Here is a 17723-nt window from a genome sequence, read left to right as displayed (position 1 = left end):
GTCCGCGTCCCTTGCTCAGATCACGGCACCCACATCGGTGCGCACCAGGACATCCACCGCGCGTTCGGCGATCGCGGCGATGGTCATGGACGGGTTGCAGGCCGCGGTGTTGCCGGGCATGAGGGCGCCGTCGAGCACGTAGAGGCCGCGCTGACCGCGCACCCGACCGTCCAGATCGCACACGCTGTCCATGTTCGCGCCGCCGAGCGGGTGCCAGGTGGACGGGAAGACCGCGTTGGTGTCGAGCACCTGCGCGCCCGGTCCCGCGATCCGCCGCACGGCGGGGTCGATGTGGCCCACCTGGATAGCCTGGTCGCCGTCGGAGGGCCAGCGCAGTGTCGCGACATCCGAGCCCGTGTCGTAGACGAATTCGCCGCGGCTCTCGCTCACGCCGTAGCCGACCAGCATGGTGCTGCCCGCGTCCATCGACAGCGGCGGCAGCGACGCCTGGATCACCGTGAACGCCGAGTGCGGATCGTCCCAGTTCTTGCTGCCGTAGACGACCGGACCGCCCTGCGCGGTACCGAAACCCGCCGCCGGATCGCGCCAGACATAGATGCGGTCGGCATTGGTGCCCCAGCCCTTGCCCAGTTCGTCCGGCAGATCCGGGATCGCGCCCGTGGCGCCGGCCCGCACCAGCAGGCGGGTGGTGTTGAGGCTGCCCGCTGCGAGCACCAGGGTTCCCGTGGTGATGATCTTGTTCTCCTGAACAACGCCCGCAGTGTCGAGACGGTCGACCCGCACCACCCAGCGACCGTCGGGCGCCCGCTCGATGTCGGTGACCTCGTGCAGGGTCTGCACCTCCACCTTCCCGGTTGCCTCGGCGGCCGCGACATAGGTGACGTCGACGGTGTTCTTGCCGCCGTTGTTCACGCCCATCGCACCGTCGCCGTTGGTGTAGGACGGTTTCATCTCCCCACGCAATTCGGCCAGCGCGTAGTTCCAGTCGATCGGCATCGGGATCTTCGACAGCGGCATCCCGGCCCCGCGCACCCGATCGGCGAAGACCCGTGCGGCCGCGTAGGGCGCGCTGTCGACCAGCTCGTCCGGCGCGGTGGCGAGGCCGAGCATGCGCGCGACGCGGGGGTAGTACACCTGGTCCATCTGCTGCCAATTCAGCCCGGCCGGGAAGTGCGTTTCGAACACCTCGCGGGTCGGCTGGAGCGACATGCCCTGATACACCAGTGATCCGCCACCGAGACCGGCCGCGCACAGCGCCGTCATCCCGCTGCCCGAGACAGCTTCGACCAGTCCGGTGTAGGGCTCGAACAGCAGTGGCGTACCGAACAGCGTCGGACTGGAGCGATGCCAGAGCAACCGCTTGTCGGGCTGGGTGGCATGCGGGAAGGTCTCCGCGTTCGGCCCGGTGACCCAGCGCTTCCCGCGCTCGAGCATCAGCACCGGCACCCCGGCCTGGGCCAGTCGTAGCGCGGTGACGCCGCCGCCGAAGCCGGAGCCGATCACCACCACCCTGCGTTCCTCCCTGGTCAGCGGGACACCACCGGTGCGGGCGGCTGGCCCGTTCTCCGCGGCGGCGGCACGCGACGATGCGAGCAGCAAGCCCGCGGCGGCGGCACCACTGAACAGGGAACGGCGGGTCATCGTAGACATAGCGGTACCTTCATCGTGTCGTTGTCCGGGCACGGGTCAGACCCCGCGCCGGTTCAGTAGGAGGGACATCAGCCCGATTTCCTGCCCCTGGGTGCGCACCATCTCGCGGGCCGAGCGGTCGACCTCGCCTCCGGTGAGCAGCGCATCGGCCGCGGCGGCCATCTCGACCCCACCGGCGTGATGGCGCCGCATCAGCCGCAGGAAAATGATCTCGGCCTGTGTTCCGCGCGCGACGGAAAGCTCGTCCAGTTCGGCGGCCGAGGCAGTCCCCGGCATCGTCCGGTCCGTCTCGGTGCCCGAATGCCGGTGTGACTGTTCGGCATCCGGCATCCACGCCATCCGGCGCGGATTGACAACCGGCGCGCCGGCCAAGCGGAGCCAACCGAGCAGCATGCCCAGTTCGGTGCGCTGACTGTCGGCGATCTGCCGGGCCAGACCGACGACGAACGGATCAGCGTCGGCGTCGAGCCGCTGGGTGAGCACCAGTGCCTGGCCGTGATGGGCCACCATGTCCTGAACGAAACCGACCTCGGTTTCGCTCAGAACCGCCGGTGCGGTGGCGCCGGCGGGCAGCACGGGCCGCAGCGCCGCGCCCATCGCGAGCAGCAGCAGGGCGAGCGCACCGAACGCGGCGAAGCGGAATCCGCTGCGCCTGATCATGATCCGGTGGTCGAGTTCTGGTCGGACGGCGGGGTGTAGACCTGCGGCGAGAGTTCGAGCGCCAGAAATCCATTGTCGGCGCAGGTGGTCCAGAGCTGATTTCCGCGCCATTCCGGCGGCGAGAAGCACCAGTCGGTCGACAGGTCCCCGACGGCCGCGCCGGTCCGTGCGCTCAGCGCCTGCTCCGGATCGAATTCGCCCCGCAGGATCGCCTGCGCGACAGAGGGCGCCGACAGTAGCGGCAGACCGATGATCGAGGCCAGCGCGTGCGATGAGTTCGACAGCGCGAAATGTTCTCCGGTGCGGGCGGGCGGGTTGAAATAACCGATCTCGATGACCTTTCCGGGATCACGCACGTCGAAGACGCGGATTCCCGACGAGGTCCAGCCGCAGGCCAATGCCGTGGGATCGACGGGCCGGTCGGCCGCGCAGTAGTGCGCGTCGTAGGAGAACAGCGACCCACCGCCGGCTGAAGCGAGCAGCGAGTCCTGGTGTTCGGGCTGGTTGATCTCGAGCTTGATCGAGCCGGAGATCCGCGGATGCCGCTCGTCGGAGACATCGATGAGTTTCACCCCACCGGACCCGGCTTCGTCGACGGCGAACACATGGGGCACTCCCCCGTATGTCACCGGAACGGTGTGCTGTGTCGCCCAGCCGTCCGACCAGGTCAGATCGGCGAGCTCGGGCACCTGCGGTGCGAGGTCACGCCGCTGGACCGCGCTGATGTCGAGGATCTTCATCCCGCCGAGGTTGTTCGCCAGGTAGAGGCGGTTGCCGTCCGGGGAGACGCCGACCCCGTGCATGGACAGCCCGGGCAGGCCCTGCCACACCACTCGCGGATTCGCCGGGTCGGTCAGGTCGACCGCGCTGAGCAGGCCGGGCGCTGTACCCGAGCTCCAATAGGTGCGACCGTCCGGAGAGAAACCGCCCTCATGAGCGGTGATCGGCAGCGGCAAGGACAGATCGGTCCCGGTGCCCGGGTTGAGCAGGCGCGGATGCGCGCAGTCGCTGATGTCGTACACCGACAGCAGACCCGCGCCGGTCAGGAAGGGCACGCCCGCGCCGACCAGCAGTTTGCGAGCCTTGTTGACCTTCAAACTCTCCCAGGTTCCCGCCAGCATCGCGGGCTCGGTCAGTGTGGCGGTGTGCACGGGTGCGGCCGGGTCGCGTACATCGATGACCTGCACGCCGGCGTCGGGTCCGAGTAGGTCACCGGGAAAGAATGTGCCGACGTAGGCGCAGTGGTCGAAGGTCACCGAGGTGATGCCACCGCCCCGGCCGCCCGCGGCACCGAGTAGCCGGATGTTGCACCGGAATCCGTCCCGAGAACGACCGCTGTCACGGTCGGCGGCGGGAACGTCACCCTGTAGCCCGGATTCAGGGGCCGAGCCGGGCAGGCAGTCGGCGCGGGTCGCGGGCGGCGCAGAATGCGCGGTCACCGCGCCCATCGACACCAGGAGCGCGGCGGCCAGTATCAGTCCGGCGCGCCGATGCGCACGGGCAGAAAAAGTGATCATGAGTGCTGTCGTCGCCCCGATCAGAGGCGCCTTTCTCGAGTAGTAACCGTGTTACTGGTCGCAGACGGTACCACTCGAGAAGCGCCGGGAAACGGAATCCGGCGAATCGGTTCAGCGCACCCGGTCGCGCCGCTCCCCCTCGACTTCACGCAGGAACGACTCGATGAGATCGACGACGTCCGCGTGGCCGGTGTCGACGTCGAAGGCTTCCTCCATCCGCAGGAAGCGGGAGATACTCGACATCAGCAACACCAGGGCGCCGGGCGTGTAGCCGGCCGCGCTCGCGCCGTAGCCGGCGAGGATCTCGGCCACGGCGTCGAGTTGAAGCGAGCGGAATCGGCGCGAGGAATCGGCGATCTCGGCCCGGATCGCCTTCCGGTGGTTTGCCAGCGCGACGAATTCCATGGTCAGTGCGGTGTGCGACTGGTCGTGAATGGAGTCCCACAGCGCCCAGAGCGGCTGGGCCGATTCCAGCGCCCGTAGCTGACGTTCGTAGCTACGGTCGGCTCCTCGCCGGAACAGTTCGACGAACAAGTTGTCCATGTTGCCGAAGTAGTAGTAGACGAGCGCGGGATTCACCCCGGCCCTGGTACCGAGACGCCGGGAACTGACGGCGGCGTAGCCCTCCTCCAGCATGATGCGCTCGGCCGCGTCCAGCAGCGCGGAGCGGGATGTGGAGTTCTCGGCGTCAGAGCTGTGCTCGGGCTTCACATGGAGACCTGTCTGTCGTGCGACAGGCGCTGTGGTCTGTCGCGTGGATCGCGGTTCATGGTCAGACAGCGCCCAGCGGTGTGGGGTTCACCAGTTTACGGCCGTGCGGGGCCGCGATCGCTGACAAGGCCGGTTCACGAATCGGACTCTTGACAGTGGTGAGCGCCGTCACGTATATCTTAATCACTCGCTCAAATTGAGCACTCGATTAATAAAGGAACGAGCCTTCTCGGCCATTCCTGCAGCCCACCGACGGCTGGTCCATCGCGACCCACCCCATCCCTGGAGGACGTGCCTCCCCCGCGCCGACCACGGCGCCATCCCGCACTGGGATCCGGCGACGGCCCACCTTGCCGACGAGCAGAGGAACACGGATATGAGCAACACAGCCACAACGGCCTCGGCGGCGGTAGGCGGCCGGTCACCAGCTCGGGTTGCGGTGGTCACCGGCGGCGCCTCCGGTATGGGCCTGTCGATCTGCGTGGCGTTCGCCGCTGCCGGACATCGGGTCGCGGTCCTCGACGTGGACGGCGCGGCCGCGCAGCGAGTCGCCGAACAGTTGCGCGCGACCGGCGCGACGGCGATGGCCTGCGCGGTCGATGTCACCGATCGCGACGCGGTCCGGGAGGCGATCGGCAAGGTCCGGGTCGAGTTCGGCGCGATCGAAATCCTCGTCACCAGTGCGGGTTCCGTCGATTTCGCGCCGTTCACCGACATCACGCCACAGGCGTGGAACCGCGTTGTCGACGTGAACCTGAACGGGGTGTTCCACTGCGCGCAAGCCGTTGTGCCGGACATGGTCGCGGCCGGATGGGGTCGTATCGTGACGATCTCGTCGTCGAGTGCGCAGCGCGGCTCGCCGGGCATGGTGCACTACACCGCGTCCAAAGGCGCTGTCCTTGCGATGACCAAGGCCTTGGCGCGCGAGTACGCCGCCGCCGGTATCACGGTCAATACGATTCCGCCCTCGGGCATCGATACGCCCATGTCGCGCCAGTCGCAGGCGGCGGGCCATCTGCCCGCGAGCGCCGTGATGGCCGCGGCGATCCCGGTCGGGCACTTGGGAACCGGCGAGGACATCGCCGCCGCGTGTGTCTTCCTGTGCTCGGAGCAAGCCGGCTACATCACCGGGCAGGTCCTCGGCGTGAACGGCGGGTCGGTGATATGAGCCTGTCCGCCGCTGCTCGACTGGTGCCCCTGCCGGTCCGGGAGTGGGATGAGAAGACACGCGCGATGTTGCGCGGACACGTGAAATCGGCCGATCGGTACCTCTCCGGAGCACCCGATGCCCCGGCGATGCCGGGCGTCCTCGGCGTGCTGGCCCATCACCCCGAACTGGCCGGTGCGTGGCTGGCCTACAACGGCTTGCTGATCGAGCGTCCCACCGTGGACCCGCGTGAGCGCGAACTGGTGATCCTGCGGGTCGCCTGGCGCAGCGAGTCGGATTACGAATGGGCACAGCATGTTCGGATCGCCACGTCGCTCGGCGTCGACGCGGAGCAGATCGAGGCGGTGCGCTACGGACCGCAGGCGCCGGTGTGGTCGCCGGTGCAGCGCGCACTGCTGGCGATGACCGACCAACTGCTGGATCGACATCGCGTCGACGACGCCGTCTGGGCCCAGCTCGAACTCCATTTCGACAGTCGGCAGCTGATCGAGCTGCTGTTCGTCGCCGGCTCCTATCTGTGCCTGGCGATGGTGTTCAACAGCGTTGCCCTGCAACCGGACCCCGAACAGGAGGAACGATCATGAGCAAAGTCGTCCACGAACCGGCCGCGCCCCATCGATGGCCGAGACCGCCCGAAGGCACCTGGACTCAGCACTATCCCGAGCTCGGAACGTCGATGATGTCGTTCGAGGATTCGGTGTCGCCGGAATTCTTCGAACTCGAGCGCGAGGCCATTTTCAAGCGCGCCTGGCTCAATGTGGGTCGGGTAGAGCAAGTGCCGAAGACCGGGACCTACTTCACCAAGGAACTCGATGTGGCGCGCGCGTCGATTGTCGTGGTGCGCGACCGCGACGGCGCCGTCAACGCGTTTCACAATGTGTGCCGCCATCGCGGAAACAAGCTGGTCTGGAACGAATTTCCCAAAGAAGAGACCTCGGGAACATGCCGCCAGTTCACCTGCAAGTATCACGGTTGGCGCTACGGCCTCGACGGGTCACTGAACTTCGTCCAGCAGGAGAACGAGTTCTTCGACCTCGATAAATCGCTGCTCGGCCTGAGTCCGGTGCACTGCGACGTGTGGGCCGGCTTCATCTTCGTCAACCTCGACGCCACGCCCCGGCAGACACTGCGAGAATTCCTCGGCCCGATGATCACCGATCTGGATGGCTACCCATTCGACAAGATGACCGAATGGTACGAATTCAGCGCCGACAACCAGAGTAACTGGAAGTTGTTCGCCGACGCGTTCCAGGAGTACTACCACGTGCCCGGACTGCACTCGCAGCAGGTTCCCAGCGCGGTGCGCACCCCGGGCAAGGGTTTCGAGTGCGCGCATTTCCAGGTCGACGGCCCACACCGGATGGTCTCCACCGGCGGCGCGCGACGCTGGACGATGCCGCCGGAGTTCATGTATCCGATCGAACGGGTGACCCGTAGCGGCCTGGTCGGCCCGTGGGAGTCGCCGGAGCTGGGCGAGCTGCCCAAGGGCTTGAATCCCGGCCGGATCGAGCCGTGGGGTATCGACAACTTCCAGATCTTCCCCAATATCGAGATCCTCATCTACCGCGGCTGGTATCTGCTTTACCGCTATTGGCCGACCTCCTACAATTCCCATCGGTTCGAGGGAATGTTGTGCTTTCAGCCCGCGCGCACAGTGCGCGAAAGGGTCGAGCACGAGGTCGCCTCGGTCGTGTTCAAGGAGTTCGCGCTCCAGGACGCGGGCATGCTCACCGGCACCCAGACCGCGCTGGAATCGGCGTATCGCACCGCCGGCCTGACCCACTTCCCGGTCAATGATCAGGAAATCCTGGTGCGCCACTTCCACAAGGCCGTCGCCGACTGGGTCGACGTCTACCGGCACGATCTCGCCGGGGCCGATGCGCGATGACATCGACCATGCTGCCGCCCGCCTTCGCCGACCTCGAACGGTTCGCCGTCGACTGGTGCCTGCAGACCGAAGCCGAGCGCTACGCCCGCCGCCTGGCCAGTCCCATGCAGGAATTGATCGACTTCTACGACGCGTGCTTCCCGCGCGTCGAGGACGCCCTCTCCTACTGCGACAAGTTCTCGCTCGAGGAATTGCCCGAGGACGCGATACACCTGCTGCACCTGGTGTATTCGCTGGTCATGGTCGCGATGGCCGTCGAGATCTTCCAACAACCCAAGCCCGTCGACAGCGCCGACGCCGAACTCGCGCGCGTCAGCGCTCCCTGGCCGTAGGACACGAAGGAACTCCACCATGACGATTACCATCGAGAAACTCGGCCAGGCCGTCGGAGCCGAGGTCATCGGCGTTCGGCGCGAGCAATTGCTCAGCGACAGCAGCGTCGCCGCGACCGTGATGTCGGCCCTCGAGGAGAACGGAGTGCTGGTCTTCCGGGACCTGCATCTGGACCCCGAAACCCAGGTGGCGTTCTGCCGCACGCTCGGACAGGTGGACACCTCACCCGGGCACCACCCGGTGGAGGGCATCTATCGGGTCAGCCTCGACACCACCAAGAACTCGTCGGCGAGCTACCTGCGCGCGACCTTCGACTGGCATATCGACGGCTGCACGCCCGAAGACGACGCGTACCCGCAGATGGCGACCGTGCTCACCGCCAAGGCCGTCGCCGCCGTCGGCGGTGAGACCGAATTCGCCAGCACCTACAAGGCTTTCGACGACCTGTCCGCCGCGGAACAGACCTCGCTGCGGTCCTTGCGCGTGGTGCATTCGCTCGAGGCGTCGCAGCGCGGGGTGAACGCGGACCCGACGCCCGAACAGCTGGTGGCGTGGCGCCGACGTCCGATCAAGGAACACCCGCTGATCTGGACACACAAAACCGGACGGCGCTCGCTGGTTCTCGGCGCGTCGACCGATCACGTGGTCGGAATGCCCGCCGACGAGAGCCGGGCCCTGCTCGACGGACTGCTGAACCGCTGCACCGCACCCGACCGCGTCTACCGCCACACCTGGGCGGTCGGGGACACGGTGATCTGGGACAACCGCGGTGTCATCCACCGCGCCGCGCCCTACCCGTCGGGTTCCGCGCGAGAGATGTTGCGCACCACGGTGCTCGGTGAAGAACCGATCGAATAGCCCACCGATACCGCTTTTTCAGGAGTACATCATGGCTCGTTGGCCCAAACCCGCAGAGGGTAGCTGGACCCAACACTACCCCGAACTCGGCACCGCGCCGATGTCCTACGAGGACTCGATCTCGCCGGAGTTCTTCGAACTCGAGCGCGACGCGATCTTCAAACGCGCCTGGCTCAATGTCGGTCGCATCGAACAGCTGCCACGCACCGGCAGCTATTTCACCAAGGAAATCCACGCCGCGCACTCCTCGATCATCCTGGTCCGCGATCGCGACGGCAGTGTCAACGCCTTCCACAACATCTGCCGGCATCGCGGAAACAAGCTGGTGTGGAACGAGTTTCCCCGCGAGGAGACCTCCGGCACCTGCCGCCAGTTCACCTGCAAGTACCACGGCTGGCGCTACGGCCTCGACGGCGCGCTGACCTTCGTGCAGCAGGAGAGCGAGTTCTTCGACCTGGACAAGGACAGCCTCGGGCTCGCGCGCGTGCACTGTGAGGTCTGGTCGGGGTTCATCTTCGTCAATCTCGCCGCGCAACCACGTCAGACACTGCGCGAATTCCTGGGCCCGATGGTGACCGGTCTCGAGGGATACCCGTTCGACGCACTGACCGAACGCTATTCCTACAAGGCCGAGGTCGGCGCCAATTGGAAGCTCTACCTGGACGCGTTCCAGGAGTTCTACCACGCGCCGATTCTGCACGGAAAGCAGACGCCGGACAATTTCTCCGTGGCCGCCCAGCAGGCCGGATTCGAAGCACCGCACTACCAGCTCGACGGACCGCACCGGCTGGTCAGCACCTCCGGCGTGGTGACCTGGGAACTCGACGCATCGATGCGTAAACCGATGGAGGACATCACCCGCAGCGGCCTGTTCGGCCCCTGGGACGTGCCCGATCTCGGTGCGATGCCGGCCGGGCTCAACCCCGCGGGCTGTGACCCATGGGGGCTGGATTCGTTCCAGCTGTGGCCGAATTTCACCATTCTCATCTGGTCCGGCGGCTGGTATCTCACCTACCAGTACTGGCCGACCTCGCACAACACCCACATTTTCGAGGGCAACCTCTACTTCACGCCCGCCCGTACCCCCCGCGATCGAGTCGCCCGCGAAATGGCGGCGGTCACCTTCAAAGAATATGGGCTGCAGGACTCTTCGACGCTGGAAGCGACCCAGCTCATGCTCGAGTCGCGCGCGGTGACGACATTCCAGCTCAACGACCAGGAGATCCTGCTCCGGCACCTGCACAAGGTGGCCGCGGACTGGGTCGGCGACTATCAGCGCGAGCGTACGGAGGCCAAGCGGTGAGCGCGCAGCTACTGCCGATCGAATTCGGCGATCTCGAGCAGTTCGCCGAGAAATGGTGTCTGGCTGACGAAACCCAACGCTACGACCAGCGCTTGGGCTCCACGATGCCCGATATGCAGCGGTTCTACGACGCGATCGCCGCACGGGCCGAGGACGCGCTCACCTACTGCGACAAGTTCTCGATCGACGACATGCCCGAGGACGCCAAAAACCTGATGTACCTGCTGTATTCGATGATTCAGGTGTCGTTTCCGATCGAGGTGTGGCGACAGCCGCGCATCCCGGACACCGGGTCGGCGTCGTTGACCTGCGTGATCGAGCCCGCCCTGTGAGCGGCAGGTCCATCGTGTTGCGGGCCGCTGCCTGGGTCGAGGTCGAGACCGGGCAGCGGCACACGCCGGCGGTGATCGTCGTCGACGACAACCGGATCACCGCGATCAACCCGGTCGAGGTGCCCGCCGACGCGCAAGTCATCGATCTCGGTGCGCTCACGCTGCTGCCCGGATTGATGGACATGGAGGTCAACCTGCTCATCGGCGGGCCCGACAATCCCTCGGGATTGCCCAACCCGATGCACGGTGTGCAGGACGATCCGGTCTATCGGACACTGCGGGCCTCGGTGAACGCCCGCGTCACCCTGCACGCCGGCTTCACCACCGTCCGCAACCTCGGCCTGATGGTGAAGACCGGCGGCTATCTACTGGATGTGGATCTGCACCGCGCGATCGAACAGGGCTGGCTCGAAGGCCCGCGCATCGTCGCGGCCGGGCACGCCATCACCCCGACCGGCGGTCACCTAGATCCGACGATGTTTCAGCGTCTGGCCCCGCACATCATGCCGATCACCGTGGAGGAGGGCCGCGCCAACGGCGTGCCGCAGGTCCGCGAATCCGTGCGCTACCAGATCAAATACGGCGCCGAGGTCATCAAGATCTCGGCATCGGGCGGGGTGATGTCGCACGGCACCGTCGCCGGAGCGCAGCAGTACTCCGACGAGGAACTGGCCGCGATCGTCGACGAGGCGCATCGGGCCGGGGTGCACGTGGCCGCGCACGCGCACGGCGACGCGGGCATCCGCGCCTGCTTGCGCGCCGGGGTCGACTGCATCGAGCACGGCTCCCTCGCCGAGGACGACACCATCGCGCTGATGGTCGAGCAGGGCACCTTCCTGGTGCCCACGAGCTACCTCTCCGAAGGACTCGATGTCTCCAAAGCCGCACCCGCGCTGCAGAAGAAGGCCGCCGAGGTCTTCCCACGGGCGCGCGAGACCCTGCGCAAGGCCATCCGCGCCGGCGTCAAGATCGCCTGCGGCACCGACGCGCCCGCGGTTCCGCACGGCCACAACGCCAAAGAGCTCTGGGCGCTGGTCGACCGCGGCATGACACCGGCGCAGGCGCTGCGCGCGGCGACGATCGTCAGCGCCGAACTGATCGGTGTCGACGACCGAGGACGGCTGGCGCCCGGGCTGCTGGCCGACATCATCGCCGTACCCGGGGACCCCACCGCCGACATCACGACCATCGAGGACGTTCGGTTCGTGATGAAGGACGGCCGGGTCTACAAGAAGCCCTGATCAGCGAAAACCGTTCGACCGCAGTCCGAATACGCGCATCAGATCCGAGGTAGCAATGTCGCCACGTCAGCAGCTCTACATCGGCGGTCGCTGGGTCGACCCAGCCACCAACCAGACGGTCGAGGTGATCTCGCCGCACACCGAGCAGGTCATCGCCCGGGTCGCCGACCCGACGACCGCCGATGTCGATCGCGCGGTCGCGGCCGCGCGCGCGGCGTTCGACACCGGACCGTGGCCCCGCACGGATCCGCAGGAGCGCGTGGCGATCATCCGCGAGCTGGTGCGGTGCTACCGCGCCCGCGAAGACGAACTCGCGCAGCTGATCACCACCGAAATGGGTGCGCCGATCACCTTCTCGCGCTCGGCGCACGCCAAGTTGCCCGGCATCATGATGAGCGCTTTCGCCGACATCGCGGCCGCCTACCGATGGCGCGACACCAGAGCCGGGTTCCTCGGCCGTGACGTGGTCGTCGGCCACGAACCCGTCGGGGTCGTGGCCGCGATCATTCCCTGGAACATGCCGATGTTCCTGATGGTGGGCAAGCTGATTCCCGCACTGCTCGCCGGGTGCACGGTGGTGCTCAAGCCGTCGCCGGAGACGGCGTTGGACGCGCATCACATGGCCGAACTGCTCGATCAGGTCGGGTTGCCACCAGGGGTGGTCAGCATCCTGCCCGCCGGGCGCGAAGTCGGCCGGCACCTGGTCGCGCACCCGGGCGTGGACAAGGTCTCGTTCACCGGATCCACCGGGGCGGGTAAACAAGTCGCCGAGGTCTGCGGCGCGGCACTGCGCAAGGTCAGCCTCGAACTCGGCGGCAAATCAGCCGCAGTGGTGCTCGATGACGCCGATCCCTCTGCCGTGGCCACCGGCATGATGGTGGCCGGGCTGATGAACAGCGGCCAGGCCTGCGTCGCCCAGACCCGAGTCCTCGTCCCCGCGCACCGCCGCGAAGAATTCGTCGACGCGTTGGTGGATACCATCGAAAACCTCACTGTCGGTGACCCGTTCGATCCCGCGACCCGAGTCGGTCCGATGGTCTCGCAGCGTCAACAGCAGCGCGTACGCGACTACATCGACCTGGGACAGCGCGAAGGAGCACGCGTCCTCGTCGGCGGCAGCGACCTGCCCGAGGGCATCGAGCGCGGCTGGTACGTCCGGCCCACCCTGTTCGCCGACGTGGACAACGCCATGCGGATCGCCCAGGAGGAGATCTTCGGCCCGGTCCTGAGCGTGATCACCTACACCGACGACGAACACGCCCTGAACCTGGCCAATGACAGCGAGTACGGGCTCTCGGGTTCGGTGTGGTCACCCGATCTCGAGCGCGCCACGGCGATTGCGCGCCGAGTGCGCGCGGGCACCGTCGGCGTCAACGAGCCCTACAGCATGGATCCGGTGGCGCCTTTCGGCGGCGTCAAGAACAGCGGCATCGGCCGCGAGTTCGGCGCCGAGGGCCTCGAGGGCTACCTCGACACCGTGTCACTCTCGATGCGCCCCCCGGCGAATTCCGCACTGCCGCAGGCGAATACCCTCTCCCCCCGAGCCATGGCCCCGCCGAGCGGGATCCGCAGCTCATGAGCGACCGGGGCCGGAATTCGCGATCAGGGCAGCTTGATCGCGGACATGTACATCTCGAGGATCGGTCCGTAGAGGTCGACGCTGTCGAGTTCGGTGCCCAGCACAACGGAGGGCGTCGTGTGGATGAGCACCCTCGCCATCGTCATCGGCGGAATCAGCGACGTCGCTCCCAGCCGGTCCAGATTCTCGATGATGAACTGCCCCAAGGCTTCCACCGTCTCTTCCCGCCGGGCGGCGACCCGTTCCCTGACCTCGGGGTTACGCAGCAGATACAGGGTGAATTCCATCCCCAGCGCGGCGTGCTCGGTGCCGCGATCGGCGCCGAGCCGACGCCACAGCTCGCCGACTCGGTCCAGCTCCTCGGCTCCCACCTTCGACGCCGCCGCCAATACCTCGGTGAAGGTATCGAAGTAGCGCTGCATGTACCGATCGTTCACCCCCAGGAACAGTTCTTCCTTGGTGGCGAAGTGCTTGTAGATCGCGCCCTTGGTGTAGCCGGCGGCATGGGCGATGTCGTCGAGTGTCGCCGCCGCGAAGCCCTTTTCGGCAAATACTTCTTCGGCGGCCTCCAGGAGCAGCCCCCTGGTGCGCTCGAGTCTCCGATCCCTGGTCCACCGCTCAGCCATGTGAACGATTATGGCACGAATCCAAGAAACTCCTCAGTATCTGAGATTCTCAGTGGTATATTTCAGGTTGTACAGATACTTCAGGAGCGTGATCGATGACTCCCCCATCGACTTCCACGGCCATCGCCGATTCCATTCCGAATTTCGAGCGTATCGACGCACATCGGACCACCACAATTCATCGAGGAGGTGCGCTGTGAGCGGACCGTCGGAGCCGAAAAAGGGAACCACCGTCACCGAGCCACTCAGCAACGTGGCCGCCCTCGGCGCAAAAGTTCAGGGCACCAGCAAAGCGGTGAAAATCTGGGCAACCCTCGGCGGGTTGATCCTCGCCCTCCAGATATACGTGTGGCTGCGCTGGATCACCGGACCCAATTTCGAACGCGTCCCCACCGGACCGAGCGATCCGCCGACTTTCATGAAGGTGATTCTCACCGTCTGGACCGCGGTGATCCTGCTCGGCCTGCCGGTCGGCGCGTATTTCTTCATCATCCGGCCATGGCTGCGTGAGCGGCGAATAACGCTCGACGGCATGCTGTTCGTGGCCTGCGGCCTGATGTTCTTCCAGGACCCCCTGCTCAACTACTTCAATACGTGGAGTACCTACAACACCTGGATGTTCAACAGGGGCTCGTGGGTACAGGACGTACCGGGCTGGCAATCCTATGGCGAACCGGGCGCCATGATGGCCGAGCCGATCCTGATGAACGCACCGGGCTATTCCTATGGCGTGCTGCTCTGCACGATTCTCGGCTGCTGGGTGATGCGAAAGGCCAAGCAGCGCTTCCCGAATATCAGCACCGGTGCACTGATCGGTGTGCTGCTCGTCTGGACATTCTTCTTCGATCTCGTCATCGAAGGTCTCTTCCTGATGCCGATGGGCCTTTTCACCTACCCCGGTGCACTCCAGGCATGGTCGATCAATGCCGGCACCTATTACCAGTGGCCGCTGTACGAGGGGCTCATGTGGGGCGGCGTTCAGGCCGGCCTCTGCTCGCTGCGCTATTTCACCGACGACCGCGGCCGGACCATCGTCGAGCGCGGCCTGGACCAGATCCAGGGCGGATTCGTCAAACAACAGTTCACGCGTTTTCTGGCGATCTTCGCGGCGGTCAGCACCTTCTTCTTCGTGGGCTACAACCTGCCCGCGCAGTTCTTCGCCCTGCACACCGATCCCTGGCCCGAGGACATCCAGAAGCGCTCGTACTTCAACATGGGTATCTGCGGTGAAGGCACCGACCGGCTCTGCCCGCATCCCGATCTGCCGGTCCCTTTCCGCAACAGCGGCTACATAGATTCGACCGGGAAACTCATCCTGCCCGACGGTGCGGAATTGCCGAAGATCATTCCCTTCGCCGACACCGACAAAGGAAACTGACATGACCAGTCGATCCAGCGCTGTACTCGACGTTCCGCGGGCACCGTTCTATCGGGCGGTCGGCGACGAGGTCGAGGTCTTCCGGGCGGCGGCCGTCGGCGGGCTCCCGCTTCTGCTCAAGGGCCCCACGGGCTGCGGAAAGACCCGCTTCGTGGAAACCATGGCCGCCGAGCTCGGCCGCGAACTGATCACCGTCGCCGGACACGAGGACATGACCTCGGCGGATCTGGTCGGACGTTTCCTGCTCAAGGGCGGCGAAACGGTCTGGGTGGACGGGCCGTTGACGCGGGCGGTGCGCTCGGGTGCCATCTTCTATCTGGACGAGGTCGTGGAGGCGCGCCAGGACACCACCGTGGTGATCCACCCGCTCGCCGATCACCGCCGCGAACTCCCGGTCGACCGGCTCGGCGTGACCTTGCCCGCGGCACCCGGGTTTCAGCTGGTGATCTCCTACAACCCCGGCTATCAGAGCGTGCTGAAGAACCTCAAGGAGTCGACTCGGCAGCGCTTCGTCGCGATCGAACTCGGCTTCCCGCCGCCCGAGATCGAGCGCGAGGTGATCGCCCACGAAGCCGGGGTCGACGCCGAGACCGCGCGGGCACTGGTCGCGGTCGGCAGCGCCATCCGCAACCTGGACAACTCGCCGCTGCGCGAGGTGTCCTCCACCCGGATGCTGATCCTCGCCGGCGGCCTCGTCGCGGGCGGATTGGCCCTGCGTACCGCCGTGCAATCGGCTGTGGTGCAAGCGCTTTCGGATGACGCGGATATCGTCGCCGCCCTCGGCGAACTCGTCGACGCCGTCCTCGGCCGGCCATGATCGACAACGATCCGAACGGGCCGGAGCGGTTCAGGCTCCTGGCCACCTATCTCGCCGGCAGGTCTGTGGGTATAGCAGAGCTGCCGGCGGGCGGGATCCCGTACACGAACGGCCATATCGTGTTCGTGTCGGGCGGTGCGACTGATTCCGAGCAGCGGCGCGAAGTGCTCGTGCAGAGCGCGCTGCTCGGCGCCGGGAGCCTGGATCCGGCGTTGGTGCGGTCCTTGCGCGGGCGTCCGACGGCGGCTCGTCGCTATCTGGCTCTCGAAGGCCATCGTGTCCTCACCGAACTCGCCCAACGGCTTCCGCTCGTCACCGAGGTCGGGCTCCGCGGCACCCCCGCGACCACGACTGCCGCGGATTCGCTCGCGGCAGCCAAGGGGAAAACGCCGGTCGAGGAGCCACCCGCCTGGTTCGGCGCCCTCAAACCCTCCCAGTTGGTGGCCTCGGATCCCGGCCCGGGCGGACGAGCGAGCGAGCGCGAACTGCGCCTGGAATTCGACCTCAGCGACATCCCCGAGGCCGATGACGAGATCGAGGACAGCGTCGAGAAGTCCGAGGAGAGCAAGATTCTCAAACTCTTCGAGAATCCCCTCTTCAGCGGCAAGTCGGCGATGGAATTCCTGCGCAAGGCCATGGGCAGTTCGCGGTCCGACGGTGACTCGCCCGGCGGCACCGAGGCACCGGTCAGCGCGGTACGGCGGGCGCGGATGGTCGGGCCCGAAGCGCGGCCGCTGCCCACCCGGATCAGGTTCACCGACGCCGACAAGCCGGGCGCTGCCGCCGGAATCGGCGGCGCGCTCCATCCCGAGTGGGACGTGTTCAACAACCGGTACAAACCGGATTGGTGCCGAGTCGTCGATTTCCCGCTGACCGCACCCACCGATATCGCGGCAGCGCGCGTACCGGAAGACGACGTGCTGCGGCGGCGGCTGGCTCGGGTCGGGCTCGGTCCGAAGGTGCTGCGCGGTCGAGCCGATGGTGACGAGCTCGATATCGAGGCGCTCATCGACCTTTTCGTCGATCTGCGTTCGGGCTACTCGCGGCCGGAGAACGTGTACCTCGAACACCGCAGGCTCGAACGCAATCTCGGCGTCATGATCCTGCTCGACGCCTCCGGCTCGTCCACCGACGCCGATCTCGAAGGCCTGTCCGTGCACGAGCACCAGCGGCGCGCGGCCGCCACCCTGGCCGTGACGCTCGAAGAACTCGGTGACCGCGTCGCGGTGTACGCCTTCCGCTCCGAGGGCCGCCACGCGGTGTACCTGCCGGCGATCAAGACCTTCGACCAGCGCTTCGGCGCTGTCGGTCGAGCCAGACTCAATCAGCTCGCGCCCTCGAACTACACCCGTCTCGGGGCAGGGATCCGTGGCGCGGGCGAGATTCTCAAAAAGGAAGCGGGAACACAGAATCGGCTGTTGGTGGTGCTGTCGGACGGCTGCCCCTACGACGACGGCTACGAGGGCCGCTACGCCGAGGCCGACGCCGCGAAGGCGCTCGAGGAACTGCGCGCCGAAGGCGTGGCCTGCCTGTGCCTGTCCATCGGCGCCACCACGCCCGCCGACGCCCTCGAACGCGTCTTCGGCTCCGTCGGTCATGCCGGCGCGGCCACCCTGAGCGAACTGAGCCCGCGCATGGACGAACTGTTCCTGGCCTCCCTTCGCGAACTCGCCGCGCCCACACCGGGCTGACGCGACGTCG

General features: G+C 66.5%; 17 protein-coding genes. 12 read left to right on the top strand and 5 right to left on the bottom strand.

The window, feature by feature from the left end:
• Positions 1–15: 15 nt before the first annotated feature.
• The 4 genes from ACFVVI_RS09315 to ACFVVI_RS09300 form a co-directional block, all read right to left on the bottom strand.
• On the bottom strand, positions 16–1611 hold the full coding sequence (locus tag ACFVVI_RS09315; protein WP_387444757.1) for a GMC oxidoreductase: 1596 nt from the start codon (positions 1609–1611) through the stop codon (positions 16–18).
• Between the two features lie 36 nt (positions 1612–1647).
• Complete coding sequence (locus ACFVVI_RS09310; RefSeq protein ID WP_387444755.1) at positions 1648–2271, bottom strand: DUF305 domain-containing protein; 624 nt, start codon at positions 2269–2271, stop codon at positions 1648–1650.
• On the bottom strand, positions 2268–3719 hold the full coding sequence (locus tag ACFVVI_RS09305; protein WP_387445367.1) for an LVIVD repeat-containing protein: 1452 nt from the start codon (positions 3717–3719) through the stop codon (positions 2268–2270). Before ACFVVI_RS09305 ends, ACFVVI_RS09310 begins: the two co-directional genes overlap by 4 nt.
• Before the next feature lie 180 nt (positions 3720–3899).
• Positions 3900–4499, bottom strand: a complete 600-nt coding sequence (locus ACFVVI_RS09300) for a TetR/AcrR family transcriptional regulator (protein WP_378990165.1) — start codon at positions 4497–4499, stop codon at positions 3900–3902.
• A 376-nt stretch (positions 4500–4875) separates the two neighbouring features.
• Here ACFVVI_RS09300 and ACFVVI_RS09295 point away from each other — a divergent pair, with 376 nt between their 5' ends.
• Genes ACFVVI_RS09295 through ACFVVI_RS09255 form a run of 9 tightly spaced genes read left to right on the top strand, consistent with a single transcriptional unit; the run spans position 4876 to position 13201 of the window.
• Positions 4876–5667: an SDR family NAD(P)-dependent oxidoreductase gene (locus ACFVVI_RS09295; protein ID WP_378990166.1), complete on the top strand. Its 792-nt coding sequence runs from the start codon at positions 4876–4878 to the stop codon at positions 5665–5667.
• Entirely contained in the window at positions 5664–6251 is a 588-nt protein-coding gene (locus tag ACFVVI_RS09290; RefSeq protein ID WP_387444753.1) for a carboxymuconolactone decarboxylase family protein, read from the top strand. The genes ACFVVI_RS09295 and ACFVVI_RS09290 overlap by 4 nt, the downstream gene beginning before the upstream one ends.
• Positions 6248–7555, top strand: coding sequence for an aromatic ring-hydroxylating dioxygenase subunit alpha (locus ACFVVI_RS09285; protein WP_387444751.1), 1308 nt, complete (start codon positions 6248–6250; stop codon positions 7553–7555). Before ACFVVI_RS09290 ends, ACFVVI_RS09285 begins: the two co-directional genes overlap by 4 nt.
• A complete protein-coding gene (locus tag ACFVVI_RS09280) occupies positions 7552–7887 on the top strand; it encodes a hypothetical protein (RefSeq protein ID WP_387444749.1) in 336 nt (111 codons plus the stop codon). The genes ACFVVI_RS09285 and ACFVVI_RS09280 overlap by 4 nt, the downstream gene beginning before the upstream one ends.
• Positions 7888–7906: 19 nt before the next feature.
• The gene (locus ACFVVI_RS09275) at positions 7907–8746 is read left to right on the top strand and encodes a TauD/TfdA dioxygenase family protein (protein ID WP_387444746.1); all 840 of its coding nucleotides are present in this window, start codon (positions 7907–7909) and stop codon (positions 8744–8746) included.
• Positions 8747–8777: 31 nt separating this feature from the next.
• Complete coding sequence (locus tag ACFVVI_RS09270; protein ID WP_387444744.1) at positions 8778–10049, top strand: aromatic ring-hydroxylating dioxygenase subunit alpha; 1272 nt, start codon at positions 8778–8780, stop codon at positions 10047–10049.
• Entirely contained in the window at positions 10046–10381 is a 336-nt protein-coding gene (locus ACFVVI_RS09265; RefSeq protein WP_379317802.1) for a hypothetical protein, read from the top strand. Before ACFVVI_RS09270 ends, ACFVVI_RS09265 begins: the two co-directional genes overlap by 4 nt.
• The gene (locus tag ACFVVI_RS09260; protein WP_387444742.1) at positions 10378–11622 is read left to right on the top strand and encodes an amidohydrolase family protein; all 1245 of its coding nucleotides are present in this window, start codon (positions 10378–10380) and stop codon (positions 11620–11622) included. The genes ACFVVI_RS09265 and ACFVVI_RS09260 overlap by 4 nt, the downstream gene beginning before the upstream one ends.
• A 55-nt stretch (positions 11623–11677) precedes the next feature.
• The gene (locus ACFVVI_RS09255; protein WP_387444740.1) at positions 11678–13201 is read left to right on the top strand and encodes an aldehyde dehydrogenase; all 1524 of its coding nucleotides are present in this window, start codon (positions 11678–11680) and stop codon (positions 13199–13201) included.
• A gap of 23 nt (positions 13202–13224) precedes the next feature.
• Here the strand turns inward: ACFVVI_RS09255 and ACFVVI_RS09250 are convergent, their stop codons facing one another.
• A complete protein-coding gene (locus ACFVVI_RS09250) occupies positions 13225–13827 on the bottom strand; it encodes a TetR/AcrR family transcriptional regulator (protein WP_379297529.1) in 603 nt (200 codons plus the stop codon).
• 253 nt (positions 13828–14080) lie between these two features.
• On the opposite strand from ACFVVI_RS09250, the gene ACFVVI_RS09245 reads away from it, so the two are divergent.
• The 3 genes from ACFVVI_RS09245 to ACFVVI_RS09235 are packed head-to-tail and all read left to right on the top strand — an operon-like array spanning position 14081 to position 17713.
• Positions 14081–15205: a spirocyclase AveC family protein gene (locus tag ACFVVI_RS09245; RefSeq protein WP_378990178.1), complete on the top strand. Its 1125-nt coding sequence runs from the start codon at positions 14081–14083 to the stop codon at positions 15203–15205.
• 1 nt (position 15206) lies between these two features.
• Positions 15207–16022 carry a CbbQ/NirQ/NorQ/GpvN family protein gene (locus ACFVVI_RS09240; RefSeq protein WP_387444737.1) on the top strand — a complete coding sequence of 272 codons (816 nt, stop codon included), beginning with the start codon at positions 15207–15209 and terminating at the stop codon, positions 16020–16022.
• A complete protein-coding gene (locus ACFVVI_RS09235; RefSeq protein WP_387444735.1) occupies positions 16019–17713 on the top strand; it encodes a nitric oxide reductase activation protein NorD in 1695 nt (564 codons plus the stop codon). The genes ACFVVI_RS09240 and ACFVVI_RS09235 overlap by 4 nt, the downstream gene beginning before the upstream one ends.
• The last annotated feature ends 10 nt before the right edge of the window (positions 17714–17723 follow it).

This window comes from Nocardia sp. NPDC058114 (assembly GCF_042884695.1).
In the GTDB taxonomy this organism is placed as follows: Bacteria; Actinomycetota; Actinomycetes; order Mycobacteriales; family Mycobacteriaceae; genus Nocardia.
The sequence above is the reverse complement of the archived record's forward strand: the minus strand, read 5'-3'. Positions and strand labels throughout refer to the sequence as shown.

What these genes read in the sequence shown, in the direction of transcription:
- ACFVVI_RS09280 (WP_387444749.1), top strand. Translation starts at nt 7,552, where the DNA reads ATGACATCGACCATGCTGCCGCCCGCCTTCGCCGACCTCGAACGGTTC.
- ACFVVI_RS09250 (WP_379297529.1), bottom strand. Translation starts at nt 13,827, where the DNA reads ATGGCTGAGCGGTGGACCAGGGATCGGAGACTCGAGCGCACCAGGGGG.
- ACFVVI_RS09290 (WP_387444753.1), top strand. Translation starts at nt 5,664, where the DNA reads ATGAGCCTGTCCGCCGCTGCTCGACTGGTGCCCCTGCCGGTCCGGGAG.
- ACFVVI_RS09275 (WP_387444746.1), top strand. Translation starts at nt 7,907, where the DNA reads ATGACGATTACCATCGAGAAACTCGGCCAGGCCGTCGGAGCCGAGGTC.
- ACFVVI_RS09305 (WP_387445367.1), bottom strand. Translation starts at nt 3,719, where the DNA reads ATGGGCGCGGTGACCGCGCATTCTGCGCCGCCCGCGACCCGCGCCGAC.
- ACFVVI_RS09255 (WP_387444740.1), top strand. Translation starts at nt 11,678, where the DNA reads ATGTCGCCACGTCAGCAGCTCTACATCGGCGGTCGCTGGGTCGACCCA.
- ACFVVI_RS09310 (WP_387444755.1), bottom strand. Translation starts at nt 2,271, where the DNA reads ATGATCAGGCGCAGCGGATTCCGCTTCGCCGCGTTCGGTGCGCTCGCC.
- ACFVVI_RS09240 (WP_387444737.1), top strand. Translation starts at nt 15,207, where the DNA reads ATGACCAGTCGATCCAGCGCTGTACTCGACGTTCCGCGGGCACCGTTC.
- ACFVVI_RS09295 (WP_378990166.1), top strand. Translation starts at nt 4,876, where the DNA reads ATGAGCAACACAGCCACAACGGCCTCGGCGGCGGTAGGCGGCCGGTCA.
- ACFVVI_RS09270 (WP_387444744.1), top strand. Translation starts at nt 8,778, where the DNA reads ATGGCTCGTTGGCCCAAACCCGCAGAGGGTAGCTGGACCCAACACTAC.
- ACFVVI_RS09315 (WP_387444757.1), bottom strand. Translation starts at nt 1,611, where the DNA reads ATGTCTACGATGACCCGCCGTTCCCTGTTCAGTGGTGCCGCCGCCGCG.
- ACFVVI_RS09235 (WP_387444735.1), top strand. Translation starts at nt 16,019, where the DNA reads ATGATCGACAACGATCCGAACGGGCCGGAGCGGTTCAGGCTCCTGGCC.
- ACFVVI_RS09285 (WP_387444751.1), top strand. Translation starts at nt 6,248, where the DNA reads ATGAGCAAAGTCGTCCACGAACCGGCCGCGCCCCATCGATGGCCGAGA.